This is a genomic window from Ruegeria sp. YTSC003 (genome assembly GCF_059609785.1).
The window spans coordinates 108,577-122,804 of the sequence record NZ_JBXWMK010000001.1 but is presented as its reverse complement, the minus strand read 5'-3'; the positions used below and the strand labels follow the sequence as shown (position 1 = coordinate 122,804).

Below are 14,228 nucleotides of genomic sequence, written 5' to 3'. Positions count from 1 at the left end.
GAGAATATGGAAACCACCATCCTCTTTGCCCCGCTGGTGGGCGCGCTGCTCTGCGGGTTCGGCTGGAAGTTCATTGGCGAGAAAGCCGCCATGTGGACCGCCACTGGCCTGCTGTTCCTGGCCTGTCTGCTGTCCTGGATCGTGTTCTTCTCGTTCGACGGTGTGACCCAGCAGATCGAGATCATGCGCTGGATCGAAAGCGGTTCGCTGTCGACAAGCTGGGCCGTTCGACTGGATCGTCTGACCGCGATCATGCTGATCGTGGTGACGACCGTCTCGGCGCTCGTGCACCTCTATTCCTTCGGCTACATGGATCACGATCCACAGTGGCGCGAGGGCGAGAGCTATAAGCCGCGTTTCTTTGCCTATCTGTCCTTTTTCACCTTCGCCATGCTGATGCTGGTGACAGCGGACAATCTTGTACAGATGTTCTTTGGCTGGGAAGGCGTGGGGGTCGCGTCCTACCTGTTGATCGGGTTTTATTATCGCAAGCCTTCGGCTAACGCGGCGGCGATCAAGGCCTTTGTTGTAAACCGGGTCGGGGATTTTGGCTTTGCACTGGGTATTTTTGCGCTGTTCTTCCTGACGGACAGCATCAACTTCTCGGATATTTTTGCCTCGGCCCCTGCGCTGGCCGAAGAGAAGTTGCACTTCCTGTGGGGTGAGTGGACCGCAATCGAGGTGATCTGCGTCCTGCTGTTTATCGGCGCGATGGGCAAATCGGCGCAGCTGATCCTGCACACCTGGTTGCCGGACGCGATGGAAGGCCCGACACCTGTGTCGGCGCTGATCCACGCTGCAACCATGGTGACTGCGGGTGTGTTCCTGATCTGCCGAATGTCGCCATTGATGGAATTTGCGCCGGGTGCCACCGGGTTCATCACCTTCCTTGGGGCCTCGACCGCGTTTTTCGCCGCGACCGTTGGCCTGGTTCAGACCGACATCAAGCGCGTCATTGCCTACTCGACCTGTTCTCAGTTGGGCTACATGTTCGTGGCCGCGGGTGTTGGCATGTATTCGGCAGCGATGTTCCACTTGCTGACGCACGCCTTCTTCAAGGCGCTGTTGTTCCTTGGCGCAGGTTCGGTGATCCACGCGATGCATCACGAGCAGGAGATGACCGAATACGGCGGTCTGCGGAAGAAGATCCCCTATACATTCTGGGCGATGATGATCGGAACCCTGGCGATTACAGGCGTCGGGATCCCGTTGACCCAAATCGGGTTCGCCGGGTTCCTGTCCAAGGATGCCATCATCGAAAGCGCCTTTGCCGGCGGCACCGGATATGCCTTCTGGATGCTGGTGATCGCGGCGGCGTTCACGTCATTCTACAGCTGGCGTCTGATTTTCCTGACCTTTTATGGCGAAGAGCGTGGCGACAAGCATACGCATGAGCACGCGCATGAAAGTCCGATGACCATGCTGGTGCCGCTGGGTGTTCTGTCCTTGGGCGCGGTGTTTGCCGGGATGATCTGGTATGGCAACTTCTTTGGTCACACAGACAAGGTCGGCAAGTTCTACGGTATACCGGTGGCTGAGGCGTCCGAGCATGCCGAGACCGGTGATCACGGTACAACCGATACAACCCATGGTGACGATACGCATGCGGATGAAAGCCATGGTGATGACGCCGGACACGAAGAAAAAGCGGCTCACGGCGACGAGCACCATTACGTCTTCGCGGGTGAGCCGGGCGAGGGCGCGATTTACATCGCGCCGGATAACCATGTTCTGGACGATGCGCATGCTGCCCCCAAGTGGGTCAAGGTTTCGCCCTTTGTCGCCATGGCTTTGGGCTTTATCGTGGCCTATTGGTTCTACATCGTGAACACGTCGCTACCGGCGCGTTTGGCGCAGAACCAACGTCCTCTGTACCTGTTCCTTCTGAACAAGTGGTACTTTGACGAAATCTACGATGCGGTCTTCGTCAAACCCACCGTCGCCCTTGGCCGATTCCTGTGGAAACGGGGTGACGGCAACACCATTGACGGTTTCCTCAACGGCGTGGCCATGGGTGTTGTACCCTTCTTTACCCGCCTCGCTGGCAAGGCGCAGACGGGCTACATCTTTACTTACGCCTTCTGGATGGTTCTGGGTATCGCTGCCCTTGTCACTTGGATTTCGATCGGCGGAGGCGCACACTAATGGATAATATCCTCTCCATCGTCACCTTCATCCCCGCTGTGGCAGCAGGCATTCTGGCCCTGTTCCTGCATGGCGAGGACGCGGCCGCACAGCGCAATGCCAAATGGGTCGCACTGGTGGCAACCACGGTGACGTTCCTGGTCTCGATCGGCATCTATACGGGGTTTGATCCGTCCAACACCGGCTTCCAGATGGTGGAAGAAGGCGAATGGCTGCTGGGTCTGAAATACAAGATGGGCGTGGACGGTATCAGCGTTCTGTTTGTCTTGTTGACCACCTTCATCATGCCCCTGACCATTCTGGCCAGCTGGCACGTCACGGACCGCGTCAAGGAATACATGATCGCCTTCCTGCTTCTGGAGACGCTGATGCTGGGCGTCTTCATGGCGCTGGATCTGGTCCTGTTCTATCTGTTTTTTGAGGCAGGTCTGATCCCGATGTTCCTGATCATCGGCATCTGGGGCGGCAAAGAACGCATCTACGCCAGCTTCAAGTTCTTCCTCTATACCTTCCTTGGATCGGTGCTGATGCTGGTGGCGATGGTCGCGATGTATGCGGACGCGGGCACTACCGATATCGAAGCACTGATGAGCCATCACTTCTCGTCCGAAGGGTTCAGCGTGCTGGGCATCTATGTTGTCGGCGGTATGCAGACACTGATGTTCCTGGCGTTCTTTGCATCCTTCGCGGTGAAGATGCCAATGTGGCCGGTACACACCTGGCTGCCGGATGCGCACGTTCAGGCGCCGACCGCCGGGTCGGTCGTTCTTGCGGCGATCCTGTTGAAGATGGGCGGCTATGGCTTCTTGCGGTTCAGCCTGCCGATGTTCCCGGTGGGTTCGGCAGTGATGACTGATCTGGTGTTGTGGATGTCAGCGATTGCCGTTGTGTACACCTCGCTGGTGGCGCTGGTGCAGGAAGACATGAAAAAGCTGATCGCGTATTCCTCGGTCGCGCATATGGGCTTTGTGACCATGGGCATCTTTGCTGCGAACCAGCAAGGCATTGACGGTGCGATCTTCCAGATGCTCAGCCACGGGTTCATCTCAGCCGCGCTCTTCCTGTGTGTTGGCGTGATCTATGACCGTATGCATACTCGTGACATCGAGGCTTATGGTGGTTTGGTCATTCGCATGCCAGCCTATGCATTGGTCTTCATGTTGTTCACCATGGCCAATGTAGGTCTGCCGGGCACCAGTGGATTCATCGGAGAATTCCTGACACTGATGGGAACCTTCCAGGTCAACACATGTGTGACGGCTTTGGCGGCTTCTGGCGTGATCTTCTCGGCAGCTTATGCGCTATGGCTGTATCGCCGAGTGGTCTTTGGCGATTTGATCAAGGAAAGCCTCAAGGCGATGACGGATATGAGCTCGCGCGAGCGGCTGATCTTTGCGCCGCTGATCGTGATGACCATCCTGCTGGGCGTCTACCCGTCGCTGGTGACCGATGTGATCGGCAACTCGACCGCCGCGTTGATTTCGAACTATGACATGGCTCTGGCCGCGGCTGAGGCCGCGACCCAGTCAGCCGCATCGCATTAAGGGGGCTTTGGAGACATGATCCAGGCTGATCTGACGATAATCCTGCCAGAGATTGTTCTGGCCGTATATGCGATGGCGGCGCTGTTGGCGGCTGTCTACACGACGAAAGACGGGGTGGCACCTTTGCTGGTCTGGACAACCGCTGGGTTGATGGCACTACTGGCGATTGGGATCGCGACCAACGGCGATGGTACCAATGTCGCGTTCAATGGCATGTTTGTCGATGACGGGTTTGCCAGGTTCTCGAAGGTGGCGATCCTGCTGTCCGCGGCGGCCATTCTGGTGATGAGCCAAGAATATATGGCGCGTCGCGATCTGTTGCGGTTCGAATTCCCTCTGTTGGTTGCGCTGGCCGCTGTCGGTATGATGATGATGGTCAGCGCGGGCGATCTGATGTCGCTTTATATGGGGCTGGAACTGCAGTCACTGTCGCTGTACGTCGTGGCCGCGCTGCGCCGGGATAGTGCCAAATCGACCGAGGCCGGTTTGAAGTACTTCGTGCTTGGTGCGCTGAGCTCGGGCTTGCTGCTGTACGGTGCCTCGCTGGTTTATGGGTTTACAGGCACCACGCTGTTCTCGGGTATCATCCAAACGGTTCAGGATGGTGAGATTTCGGTTGGCCTGCTGTTTGGTCTGGTGTTCCTGATCTCGGGACTGGCGTTCAAAGTGTCCGCCGTGCCATTCCACATGTGGACGCCGGATGTGTACGAAGGCTCGCCCACGCCTATCACCGCATTCTTTGCCACAGCGCCGAAAGTGGCTGCCATGGCTCTGTTCGCACGCGTTATGCACGACGCTTTTGGAGGCGTGATCAAGGACTGGCAACAGGTGATTGTCTTGCTTTCTGTTCTGTCGATGCTGCTGGGTGCGGTTGCAGCGATTGGCCAGCGTGACATCAAGCGGCTGATGGCGTTTTCGTCGATTGCCCATATGGGCTATGCGCTGATCGGACTGGCTGCGGGGACCGAGTTGGGCATCAAGGCTATGCTGATGTATCTGGCCATCTATGTGACGATGAATATCGGCACTTTCGCTTTCATTCTGATGATGGAGCGGGACGGTAAACCGGTCACGGACATCGACGCCCTGCGCCAATATTCCAAACGCGAACCGGGCAAGGCGCTGGCGGTGCTGATCCTGATGTTCAGCCTGGCGGGCGTCCCACCAATGCTGGGCTTTTTCGCCAAATTCGGTGTCTGGCAGGCCGGCGTAAGCGCGGGCCTGACCGGGCTGGTGATCGCCTCAGCCATCGCGTCTGTTATTGGTGCCTTTTACTATCTGCGGATCGTGTTCTACATGTATTTCGGAGCTGAAAACGACGACCCGATCGAAACGCATTCTTCGCCGGTTCTGTGGGTTGCTCTAATGGGCTCGGCCGCGTTGATGCTGGTGGGTGTGTTCTATCAGTTCGGTATTGAAGGCGCGGCTGCAGCTGCGGCGGCTACTCTTGTCAATTGATCCACTTAACACATCAAATTTGGGGGCTCGGTCAGCGGACCGGGCCTTTTTGACATGACAGACTGGCCACAGGGATACGGCCTGCATGTGCTGCAAGAGGTCGACAGCACATTGAACGAGGCCACCCGCATGGCCCCGACCACGACCGGTCCGGTTTGGATCATGGCGCATCACCAGACGGCGGCGCGTGGGCGACGGGGTCGGGCGTGGGCCAATCCCAAGGGAAATCTGGCCGCGACCCTTTTGATGCGGCCACAGGGAAATCCGGAACAGGCCGCACTGCGCAGCTTTGTGGCTGCGCTGGCGCTGTTTGACGCCTGCGTTGCAGTGACCGGACGGGCGACGGGTTTGTCCCTAAAATGGCCCAACGATGTATTGCTGAACGGCGGCAAACTGGCTGGTATCCTGCTGGAAAGCACAGGGCAGGGGCACGGCGTCTCGCACTTGTCCATCGGCATCGGCGTGAACCTGTCAGAGGCACCCGGAGCAGATCAGGTAGAACCCGGCGCCGTCCGACCGGTTTCCCTATTATCGGAGGCCGGAGCCAACGTAACGCCCGAGGATTTCCTGACAGAACTTGCTGTCGCCTATGCCAGATACGAGAACCAATTCGTGACTTACGGGTTTGAACCGATTCGGACCGCGTGGTTGGCCCGGGCCGCCAAGTTGGGTGAGGTCATCACCGCCCGTACCGCAGCGTCGGAAACGGTTGGAACCTTTGAAACGGTGGACGCAAGGGGCAACCTTGTCCTAAACACCGCCAAAGGCCGCGTCAGTATTCCGGCGGCGGATGTGTTTTTCTGAAGGAGGCTCAGATGCTTCTGGCTATCGACTGCGGTAACACGAATACTGTGTTCTCGATCTGGGACGGTGAAAGGTTTCTTTGCACCCTGCGCACATCGACCCACCATGCGCGCACGGCGGATGCCTATTTCACGTGGTATTCGACGCTGGTGAAACACTATGGGATCGAGGCTGAAATTACTGATGTGATCATCGCCTCGACCGTGCCTCGGGTTGTGTTCAACCTGCGGGTCTTTGCTGATCGGTTCTTTGGATGTCGGCCGCTTGTCGTGGGCAAGCCCGATTGTCTGTTGCCGATGAATCCGCGTGTTGACGAGGGGACAGTACCCGGCCCGGATCGACTGGCCAACGCGGTGGCTGCGTTTGACCGGCATGGCGGCAACGTGGTTGTTGTGGATTTTGGCACGGCGACGAACTTTGATGTGGTTGCGGCGGATGGGGCCTATGTCGGCGGGATCATTGCGCCGGGCGTAAACCTCAGCCTCGAGGCGTTGCACCAGGGCGCGGCTGCCCTGCCGCATATTGATATCACCCGCCCTGAAAATGTGATTGGCACGAATACGGTTGGCTGTATCCAATCCGGCGTGTATTGGGGCTATTCCGGATTGATCGAGGGGCTGATTTCCCGGATCAAGGCGGAATACGGAATGCCGATGAAAGTCGTTGGAACCGGTGGGCTCGCGCCGCTGTTCGATCAGGCGGACGTGGGGTTTGACGCAATCGAAGATGATCTGACGATGCACGGGCTTACCGTGATTCATCGCTATAACAAGGACAATGGCTCGACATGAGCAGCGAAAGATTGATCTACCTACCGCTGGGTGGTGCCGGCGAAATTGGCATGAATGCCTATGTCTACGGCTATGGCAAACCCGGACAGGAACGGCTGATCCTTGTGGATCTGGGCGTGACATTTCCCGACATGGACACCACCCCAGGCGTTGACCTGATTCATGCCGACATCTCGTGGCTGCGCGAACGTGCCGACAGGCTGGAGGCCGTGTTCGTCACCCACGCACACGAGGACCACGTGGGCGCTGTGGCGCATTGCTATGAGGCGCTGGGTGCGCCTGTCTACGCACGGGCCTTCACCGCCAACATCGCGCGCCGCAAGATGGAAGAGCACGGACACCCCGAGGATGCCGTACATACTGCATCGGCCTGGCCCGAACAGATTTCCGTTGGTCCGTTCAAGGTAGGTTTCCTGCCGGTCTCGCATTCGATCCCCGAAAGCGCTGCCCTGGTGATCGACACGCCCGAGGGGCGGATCGTCCATACCGGCGACTTCAAGCTGGATGAAAATCCGATCGTTGGTGAACCTTTTGACCCCAATCTCTGGGCTGAGGTTGCCAAGTCTGGCGTCAAAGCGCTGGTGTGTGACAGCACGAACGTGTTTTCCCCCCATGCGGGCCGCTCGGAGTCCGAGGTCGGTCCCGAGATCACCAGGCTGGTTGAAGAAGCTAGCGGTATGGTTGTCGCCACCACATTTGCGTCGAATGTCGCACGGGTTAAGACGCTGGCCGAGGCGGGTGAACGGGCGGGGCGCTCGGTCGTTCTGCTGGGTCGCGCGATGCGCCGGATGATCGAAGCCGCGACCGAAACGGGCATTCTGACCAGCTTTCCACGCGTCGTCAGCGCCGAAGAGGCTGTGGAGATGCCGCGCCAGAACCTGATGCTGATCGTCACCGGCAGCCAGGGAGAACGCCGCGCGGCCAGCGCGCAGCTTGCGCGGGGCAAATACCGCGGTTTGGAACTGAAAGAGGGCGATCTGTTTCTCTTCTCGTCCAAAACCATCCCAGGCAACGAGCGCGGCGTGATTTTCATCATGAACCAGCTCAGTGAAAAGGGCGTGGATGTGGTCGATGACAGTGCGGGCCTGTACCATGTGTCCGGTCACGCCAACCGTCCGGATCTTGAGAAAGTACACGGGCTGGTCGATCCGCAGATGATTATTCCGATGCACGGTGAACATCGTCACCTGCGCGAGCATGCCAAACTGGCGGAAGCTGGTGGGCGTACTGGTATTCTGGCCGTAAACGGAACCATGCTGGATCTGACAGGGAATGCGCCGCGAGTTGTCGACTATGTCGAAACCGGTCGGACCTACCTGGACGGCACGGTCAAAGTTGGCGCCCTGGATGGGGTGGTGCGTGACCGGATTCGCATGGCGCTGAACGGGCACGTCACTGTCACGGTCATTCTGGACGAAGAGGACGAACCACTGGGCGAGCCGTGGTGCGATACGATGGGTCTGTCCGAGATTGGATCGTCCCGGGCTGCATTGGTTGAAGTTCTAGAAGAAGACCTGAATCAGTTCCTGATGCGGGCCGATGCCAAGACCCTGCGCGATGATGACAAACTGGAAGAGGCAATACGCCGGATCGTTCGCCAAACAGCAAAGACCGAGATTGGGAAAAAGCCCGAAGTCACCACGGTAATCAGCCGCATGAAATAACGTGTCTGAGGGCCACCGGCCCTCAGTCTGCTTCTGGCATGGGATAACCGCGAAGCTTGAGGAAAAGGCTTTCCTCCTCACTGTTCAGAAAGAACGGAACAGTTTCAGGGGGCGTTGGGTCTGTCACCCGAGCAGCGATTTCGGCCAGCACGACTTCTGTAATGAACGGCAGGTCGAATTCGCGCGCCCGATCCAGCGGCACCCATTGCAGATGTGACAGCTCGTCCGAGGCGTGGCTGAAATCATCCAGATCGCCCTGTATTGCGGCGGCGTCTACCAGGAAAAAGCGTGCATCGAACCGGCGGGGTCGCCCAGGCGGGGTGACGGCACGAAAAACGAACTGAAGTGCTTGTGCCGATGGGCGGTATCCCATCTGCGCAAATGTCGCCCAATCTTCGGTCCGCGGGCCCGCCCAATCACCTGGTTGGCCCAAAATCAGTCCGGTTTCTTCCCAAAGCTCTCGGATCGCCGCCGCCGCCAAGGCATTTTGCAGCCCGGCTTGTGACCGCTCCGCAAGGCGATCACAGCACACAGCGGGCAGATCTGTTGACAGTGCAACATCTGCATCAGATGTATCGACAGCGCCGCCTGGGAAGACAAACTTGTTGGGCATGAACGCGGCTTTTGCGCCGCGTTGCCCCATCAGGATGGATGGATTGGTCAGACGATCCCGTAGGACAATGACTGTCGCCGCGTCGCGTATGGCTGTTTTGTCCACCGTCATCCGTCGCTCAACTTGTGGTCCAAGATCACGCGGACTGGCCAAAGCCGTGCATGCGACGAGCCCATTGATAGGCGACAACGGCCCCTTTCAATCGTGGCAGCAGGAATAGTGACAGGGCAGTACAGCCAAATGCTAAAACCAAGAACATCGTCAGGGGCTCAGGGCGCCAATGGACATAAGATAAGTGAAGCGCCGGTGCCAGCAGGTGACCCACCAGAAGAATGGTCAGATAGGCCGGCCCGTCATCGGCGCGATGGTGAAACAGCTCCTGTCCGCAATTCGAACATTCGTTGTTAACCTTGAGGTAGCTGTGCAGCAGTTTGCCTTCGCCGCAATTTGGGCAACGGCAACGGAACCCTTTGACCAGTGCTGGCTTTGTCGGGCGGTCTTCTACATCGTGGGTTTCGATCGTCTGATCTGTCATGTTGATACTCGCGCGTTCCAATGATGAGGATATAACGCTTGTTTGTGGCTTCGGGAAAGGGGGTGCGTCGCTTTGCATCGCCATGACGTTTTTAAAAAAGTTTCACTTCCTGCGACGGAATGGGATGCCTGCCCCGTTTGAACCTATGTAAGCAGCGGCAATGGCGCCGCGAAAACAAGGGAAAAACGTTATGAAAAGCGCCAAATTCATTCCGGCAATCATTGTGTCAGCACTGGCAATCACTGGCACATCCGTTTTCGCCGCAGGCGGTAAAGATCGCGAACCTGTGACCTTTCAACAGCTCGATGCGAACGGTGACGGGCAGGTGACTAAGGAAGAAATGCAGGCTCATCGGAATCAGCGTTTCACCAATGCCGACACCGACGGCGACGGCCAGCTGAGCGTCGAAGAGATGCAGGCAGCAGGTCAAAAGAAGGCCAACGACCGTGTTACGAAGATGTTTGAACGCAACGATGCCAACAAGGACGGGTTTCTGAGCGAGGACGAGTTGCCCAAGCCGCGCCGTGCTGACAAGATGTTTGACCGGATCGACGCGAACGAGGACGGCGCTATCTCGGAAGAGGAATTTGCCGATGCAAAAGACAGAATGGGGAAGCGCCACAAGAAACATGGGAAAGCGGACTCTGACGACAGCTGACGCGGGATGGAGGACCTGACCTCTGCTCCACAATACGTTCGCGGCGTGGATTACGCCGCGGACGAGTTGGGCGACGATGTGTTGCTCAGGCAGTTTGCCAATGGCGATGCCGCGGCGGCGCGCGTTCTCACCGATCGGCTTGCGCCGCGCAGCTTATCAGTGGCCCTTCGGTTTCTGGGCAACCGCGCCGAGGCTGAAGATGTGACACAAGATGCGATGATGCGCCTGTGGCAGATGGCACCTGATTGGGTACCTGGTCAGGCTAAAGTATCGACGTGGCTTTATCGCGTGACGCTGAATCTGTGTGTTGATCTGCGCCGCAAAAAGACGCCGGACCGGCTGGCGGATGTGCCAGAGCCAGCAGATGAAAAGGCCAGTGCAGCCGACCGTCTACAGGACGCAGCCCGAAAGGATGCACTGCAAATGGCACTATCACAACTGCCCGAACGTCAGCGGCAAGCTGTTGTTTTGCGGCATATTGAGGAATTGCCCAACCCTGAAATCGCTGGGATCATGGGTATTTCGGTGGAAGCGGTGGAAAGCCTTACGGCACGAGGAAAACGGTCGTTAGCGGCAATTCTGGCCGGGCGACGAGATGAACTGGGGTACGACGATGACTGACGACAAAGACAATCTGGATCTGTTGTTCGCCCAAGCCCGGCAGGATCGGCATGAGTTGCCGGATGATCTGGCTGTGCGCATTCTCACCGACGCGGAATCTGTTCGGCTGGGTCGCCTGAAGCCAGATGAGCCAAAGACAAACTCGCTTTGGGCGCGCCTTCTGGCCGGGTTTGGCGGCTGGCAGGGAATGGGCGGTTTGGTTGCTGCCAGTATGGCGGGTGTCTGGATCGGCTTTTCAGCACCGGCATTTCTGCCTGATCCTGCCAATTACATTTACGCGCAGGATGTTAGTTTCGTGGTCGCTGACCTAAGTCTGGATACGAGTTTTCTGGAGGACGCCGAATGAGCGATAGTCCCAAACCCAAAAACCGCTGGATGTCGGTTCTGCTGGTCATCTCGCTGGCCTTGAACCTGTTGATCGTCGGCGTTGCCCTGGGGACCGCGCTGCGGGTCAAAGGGGGGGATCATGCAAAATCTCCGCCAGGTTTTGGTTCGGCGCTGTATCGTGCGCTGCCAAAGGAAGAGCGTAAAGCCATGCGGGGCGAGCTGTTCGACCGACACAAAAAGGGTGCACACAACCGATCCCAGGATTTTGCCCAACTCAGCACTGCTTTGCGGGCAAATCCCTTTGACGCAGTAGCGGTTCAGGCCCTGCTGGACCAACAAGCGCAGTCCATGGCGGACCTGCAGGATGCCCTGCAGCAAGAGTGGTTGGCCCGGGTTGAAGCCATGAGCGATGAAGAGCGTCTGGTCTATGCCGACCGGCTGGAGGAGGTTGTTAAACGAGGCCCGCGTGGCCACAAGAAAAAGGACTGAGGGTTTCAGGCGGCGCTCTGCCTGATCCTTACTTGATTGCGACCAGCCTTCTTGGCTGCATAAAGCGCAGTATCGGCGGATTTCAGCAACCGCTCCACCGGGTCACCAGGGGGCAGGGGCGGGATCGGCGCCGTCAGGCCGATGCTAATGGTGACTGGCACAGGGGCCGAGGTATCGGGCAGGGAAAATGGTGTCTTGCTGATACAGTCGCGCAGGGTTTTAGCCAGATCCATCGCCCCAGCCTGAGAGCTGTCAGGCAGACCTATCATAAACTCCTCTCCCCCGATGCGCGCGACAAAACCCGCCGCGCCAACCGTGCGTTTCATTCGCCTAGCGGCCTCGGTCAAAACCTGGTCGCCGCTGACATGGCCAAAACGGTCGTTGATGGTTTTGAAATGATCCAAGTCTGCCAGCATGACAACAAAACCGTGACCGGTATGCGATGGTTGTCGTGCCATCTGATCCATAGCTTGCATAGCATAGCGACGGTTGTGCAACCCAGTCAGGGGGTCGACCCACGACTCGGCCAGCCCGCGCTTTAATGAGGCGCGCATTTGGTCCATTCGGGCCTTTCGCGTGATCTGGTTATCCAGATGTAGTTGAACCTCTTCGACGTAGAACCCCCCCATACACACGGCGTCAGCGCCACGATCCAGCGCCTCGCTCGCCATTGTTGCATTTTCATCGGCCAAGACGGCGATCAATACGGTACGCCGAGTTGCCCCGCGTGACTTCAGGTCCGCCAACGTATTCAGGCCCGCGGCCGTCGTATCTATTTCGATTAGGATCGCGTCTGGCACTGGCCCTGACAGCAAAGCACGCATGTTCGAAGCTGCATGCGTGCTTAGGCTGTGATGCGATTTCTCGGACAACGCGGATTTCCACAATGTCCCGATCCGGGCGCTTTGGGTCAGTATGGCCACATGGGCCGATTTCGACGGCGTAATCAGCACGGTCGCGGGTTCTGCAAATCCGACTGGATGTGATCCGCCGCCCAGCTGAAGCTCTTGCGTATCTGCGCGCGCGCGCAGCAGGCTGCGAACTCGCGCCAGAAGCAGGGTGTCCTTGAACGGGGTTGCCAACACGTCGTCCAACCCATCCGACAATGCCTGCAACCTTGCCGCCTTGTCGTTCTGCGGCGCGATTGCAACGACCGGTACATCGGCCAGTTCCGGATTGGCCATCACCAGTCTTTTGACGTCCGCAGCCGAGCCATCAGGCAGCGTTTGTGCCACCAGCACCAGATCGGGGCGCGTACGACTTAGCAGCCCGGCCAGCCCCTGCAGCTTTTCGGCCTGAACCACGTGATACCACGCCGCCGTCAGCTGAACTTTTAGCATAATGCGATTGGTCGAAGTCCCGTCGAGGACAAGAATGGTTCCCTGCACGGACATATCTATCACCGTTGATTGCATGCGTTGCCAAAGTGTTTATGAGTCTGGTTAACAAACCCTTTCCAAGTGCATACCCGAGGCCTCTTTATGCCGATCACCGCCCAATCCGCCGAAACGCTTGCCCTGAACGTCCTTGGCTGGCTGGTCGGGAATGACGAATTGCTGCCGATCTTTTTGGGCTCGACGGGTGCATCCACCGAGGATCTGCGGGTTCGCGCATCAGAGTCGGAGTTTCTGAGTTCGGTTCTTGAATTCTTGATGCTTGACGATTCGTGGGTGATCGCCTTTTGTGACGCCAATTCCGTGCCCTATGATCTGCCGGGTCAGGCGCGGGCTGTTTTGTCCGGTGGCGACGTTCACTGGACCTGATTCAATTCACTGACAGGAGCATGTAATGCCCATCGATGCGATCTTGTTCGACAAGGACGGAACACTGTTTGACTTTGCGGACACATGGGGTGGTTTCGGGCGCAGCGTGTTGGAAAAGCTGTCAGATGGCGACCAAAAGCGGGCTGCCGAACTGGGCCAGGCCATAGGGTTTGATCCGGTTTCGGAAGAATATGCTGACGACAGCATCGTGATTGCGGGGACCGTTGAAGAGATCGCCGAAGCCCTTGCACCCTATTTCCCGGATATGCCCAGCGATGAGCTGATCGACATTCTGAACACGGAATCGGCGACGGCGACACAGGCGCCGGCTGTTCCTCTGGTTCCCTTCCTCGATGCTTTGCGGCAGGCGGGTTTAAAACTAGGTGTAGCCACGAACGACGGAGAGATGCCTGCGCTGCAACATCTCGCCTCAGTCGGGATTCGCGACCACTTCGATTTTGTTGCTGGCTACGACAGCGGCCATGGGTTCAAACCCGGACCCGGGCAATTGATTGCATTTGCGACCCATGTTGGTGTCGACCCGTCACGCGTGGCCATGGTGGGGGACAGCCTGCATGATCTGCAGGCCGGGCGTGCAGCGGGAATGACCACAATTGGGGTACTAACCGGGCTGGCCCCGGCCGAGGCACTTGCGCCGATGGCGGATGTCGTGCTGCCGGACATCGGTCACATTCCCGCCTGGTTGGCTGAAAACTGATCCAGCTTCGGCTGAATTCGACTGCCCAAGTAATAAAACCGACAAACCTTGTCGCAGATAGAGCGGCCACTGGGCCGACTTCGGGGCTTGCTTGAAGA

At 58.0% G+C, this 14,228-nt stretch carries 15 protein-coding genes; 12 read left to right on the top strand and 3 right to left on the bottom strand.

The features are described from left to right. Positions 1-6 precede the first annotated feature (6 nt). From nuoL to AC2FFH_RS00580, 6 genes are read left to right on the top strand one after another with little or no spacing between them, the layout of a single operon-like run. Positions 7-2,145, top strand: coding sequence for an NADH-quinone oxidoreductase subunit L (gene nuoL / locus AC2FFH_RS00605; protein ID WP_496768059.1), 2,139 nt, complete (start codon positions 7-9; stop codon positions 2,143-2,145). After that, positions 2,145-3,689 carry an NADH-quinone oxidoreductase subunit M gene (locus tag AC2FFH_RS00600; protein WP_496843521.1) on the top strand — a complete coding sequence of 515 codons (1,545 nt, stop codon included), beginning with the start codon at positions 2,145-2,147 and terminating at the stop codon, positions 3,687-3,689. Before nuoL ends, AC2FFH_RS00600 begins: the two co-directional genes overlap by 1 nt. 15 nt (positions 3,690-3,704) lie before the next feature. After that, a complete protein-coding gene (nuoN, locus tag AC2FFH_RS00595; RefSeq protein WP_496843520.1) occupies positions 3,705-5,147 on the top strand; it encodes an NADH-quinone oxidoreductase subunit NuoN in 1,443 nt (480 codons plus the stop codon). A 54-nt stretch (positions 5,148-5,201) separates the two neighbouring features. Continuing rightward, entirely contained in the window at positions 5,202-5,951 is a 750-nt protein-coding gene (locus AC2FFH_RS00590; protein ID WP_496768063.1) for a biotin--[acetyl-CoA-carboxylase] ligase, read from the top strand. A gap of 11 nt (positions 5,952-5,962) precedes the next feature. Next, positions 5,963-6,742, top strand: coding sequence for a type III pantothenate kinase (locus tag AC2FFH_RS00585; protein ID WP_058274409.1), 780 nt, complete (start codon positions 5,963-5,965; stop codon positions 6,740-6,742). Beyond that, positions 6,739-8,406, top strand: coding sequence for a ribonuclease J (locus tag AC2FFH_RS00580; protein WP_496768065.1), 1,668 nt, complete (start codon positions 6,739-6,741; stop codon positions 8,404-8,406). The genes AC2FFH_RS00585 and AC2FFH_RS00580 overlap by 4 nt, the downstream gene beginning before the upstream one ends. 22 nt (positions 8,407-8,428) lie before the next feature. Here the strand turns inward: AC2FFH_RS00580 and AC2FFH_RS00575 are convergent, their stop codons facing one another. Then, entirely contained in the window at positions 8,429-9,130 is a 702-nt protein-coding gene (locus AC2FFH_RS00575) for an NUDIX hydrolase (RefSeq protein WP_496768067.1), read from the bottom strand. A gap of 25 nt (positions 9,131-9,155) precedes the next feature. Continuing rightward, a complete protein-coding gene (locus AC2FFH_RS00570) occupies positions 9,156-9,554 on the bottom strand; it encodes a DUF983 domain-containing protein (protein WP_113788484.1) in 399 nt (132 codons plus the stop codon). A gap of 190 nt (positions 9,555-9,744) precedes the next feature. Here AC2FFH_RS00570 and AC2FFH_RS00565 point away from each other — a divergent pair, with 190 nt between their 5' ends. Genes AC2FFH_RS00565 through AC2FFH_RS00550 form a run of 4 tightly spaced genes read left to right on the top strand, consistent with a single transcriptional unit; the run spans position 9,745 to position 11,649 of the window. Continuing rightward, on the top strand, positions 9,745-10,212 hold the full coding sequence (locus AC2FFH_RS00565) for an EF-hand domain-containing protein (RefSeq protein WP_058279674.1): 468 nt from the start codon (positions 9,745-9,747) through the stop codon (positions 10,210-10,212). Between the two features lie 6 nt (positions 10,213-10,218). Continuing rightward, positions 10,219-10,833 carry an RNA polymerase sigma factor gene (locus tag AC2FFH_RS00560; RefSeq protein WP_496768069.1) on the top strand — a complete coding sequence of 205 codons (615 nt, stop codon included), beginning with the start codon at positions 10,219-10,221 and terminating at the stop codon, positions 10,831-10,833. Continuing rightward, positions 10,826-11,179, top strand: coding sequence for a hypothetical protein (locus tag AC2FFH_RS00555; RefSeq protein ID WP_109310457.1), 354 nt, complete (start codon positions 10,826-10,828; stop codon positions 11,177-11,179). The genes AC2FFH_RS00560 and AC2FFH_RS00555 overlap by 8 nt, the downstream gene beginning before the upstream one ends. Then, positions 11,176-11,649, top strand: a complete 474-nt coding sequence (locus AC2FFH_RS00550; protein ID WP_496768071.1) for a periplasmic heavy metal sensor — start codon at positions 11,176-11,178, stop codon at positions 11,647-11,649. The genes AC2FFH_RS00555 and AC2FFH_RS00550 overlap by 4 nt, the downstream gene beginning before the upstream one ends. Positions 11,650-11,654: 5 nt before the next feature. Here AC2FFH_RS00550 and AC2FFH_RS00545 read toward each other — a convergent pair whose 3' ends face one another. Next, positions 11,655-13,043 (bottom strand): diguanylate cyclase, encoded by a 1,389-nt coding sequence (locus tag AC2FFH_RS00545; RefSeq protein WP_496768073.1) that lies wholly within the window; start codon positions 13,041-13,043, stop codon positions 11,655-11,657. Positions 13,044-13,130: 87 nt separating this feature from the next. Here AC2FFH_RS00545 and AC2FFH_RS00540 point away from each other — a divergent pair, with 87 nt between their 5' ends. Together AC2FFH_RS00540 and AC2FFH_RS00535 are read left to right on the top strand one after the other, a co-directional pair. Next, positions 13,131-13,412 (top strand): DUF3572 domain-containing protein, encoded by a 282-nt coding sequence (locus AC2FFH_RS00540; protein ID WP_058279646.1) that lies wholly within the window; start codon positions 13,131-13,133, stop codon positions 13,410-13,412. Between the two features lie 25 nt (positions 13,413-13,437). Further along, positions 13,438-14,130 carry an HAD family hydrolase gene (locus tag AC2FFH_RS00535; RefSeq protein ID WP_496768078.1) on the top strand — a complete coding sequence of 231 codons (693 nt, stop codon included), beginning with the start codon at positions 13,438-13,440 and terminating at the stop codon, positions 14,128-14,130. The last annotated feature ends 98 nt before the right edge of the window (positions 14,131-14,228 follow it).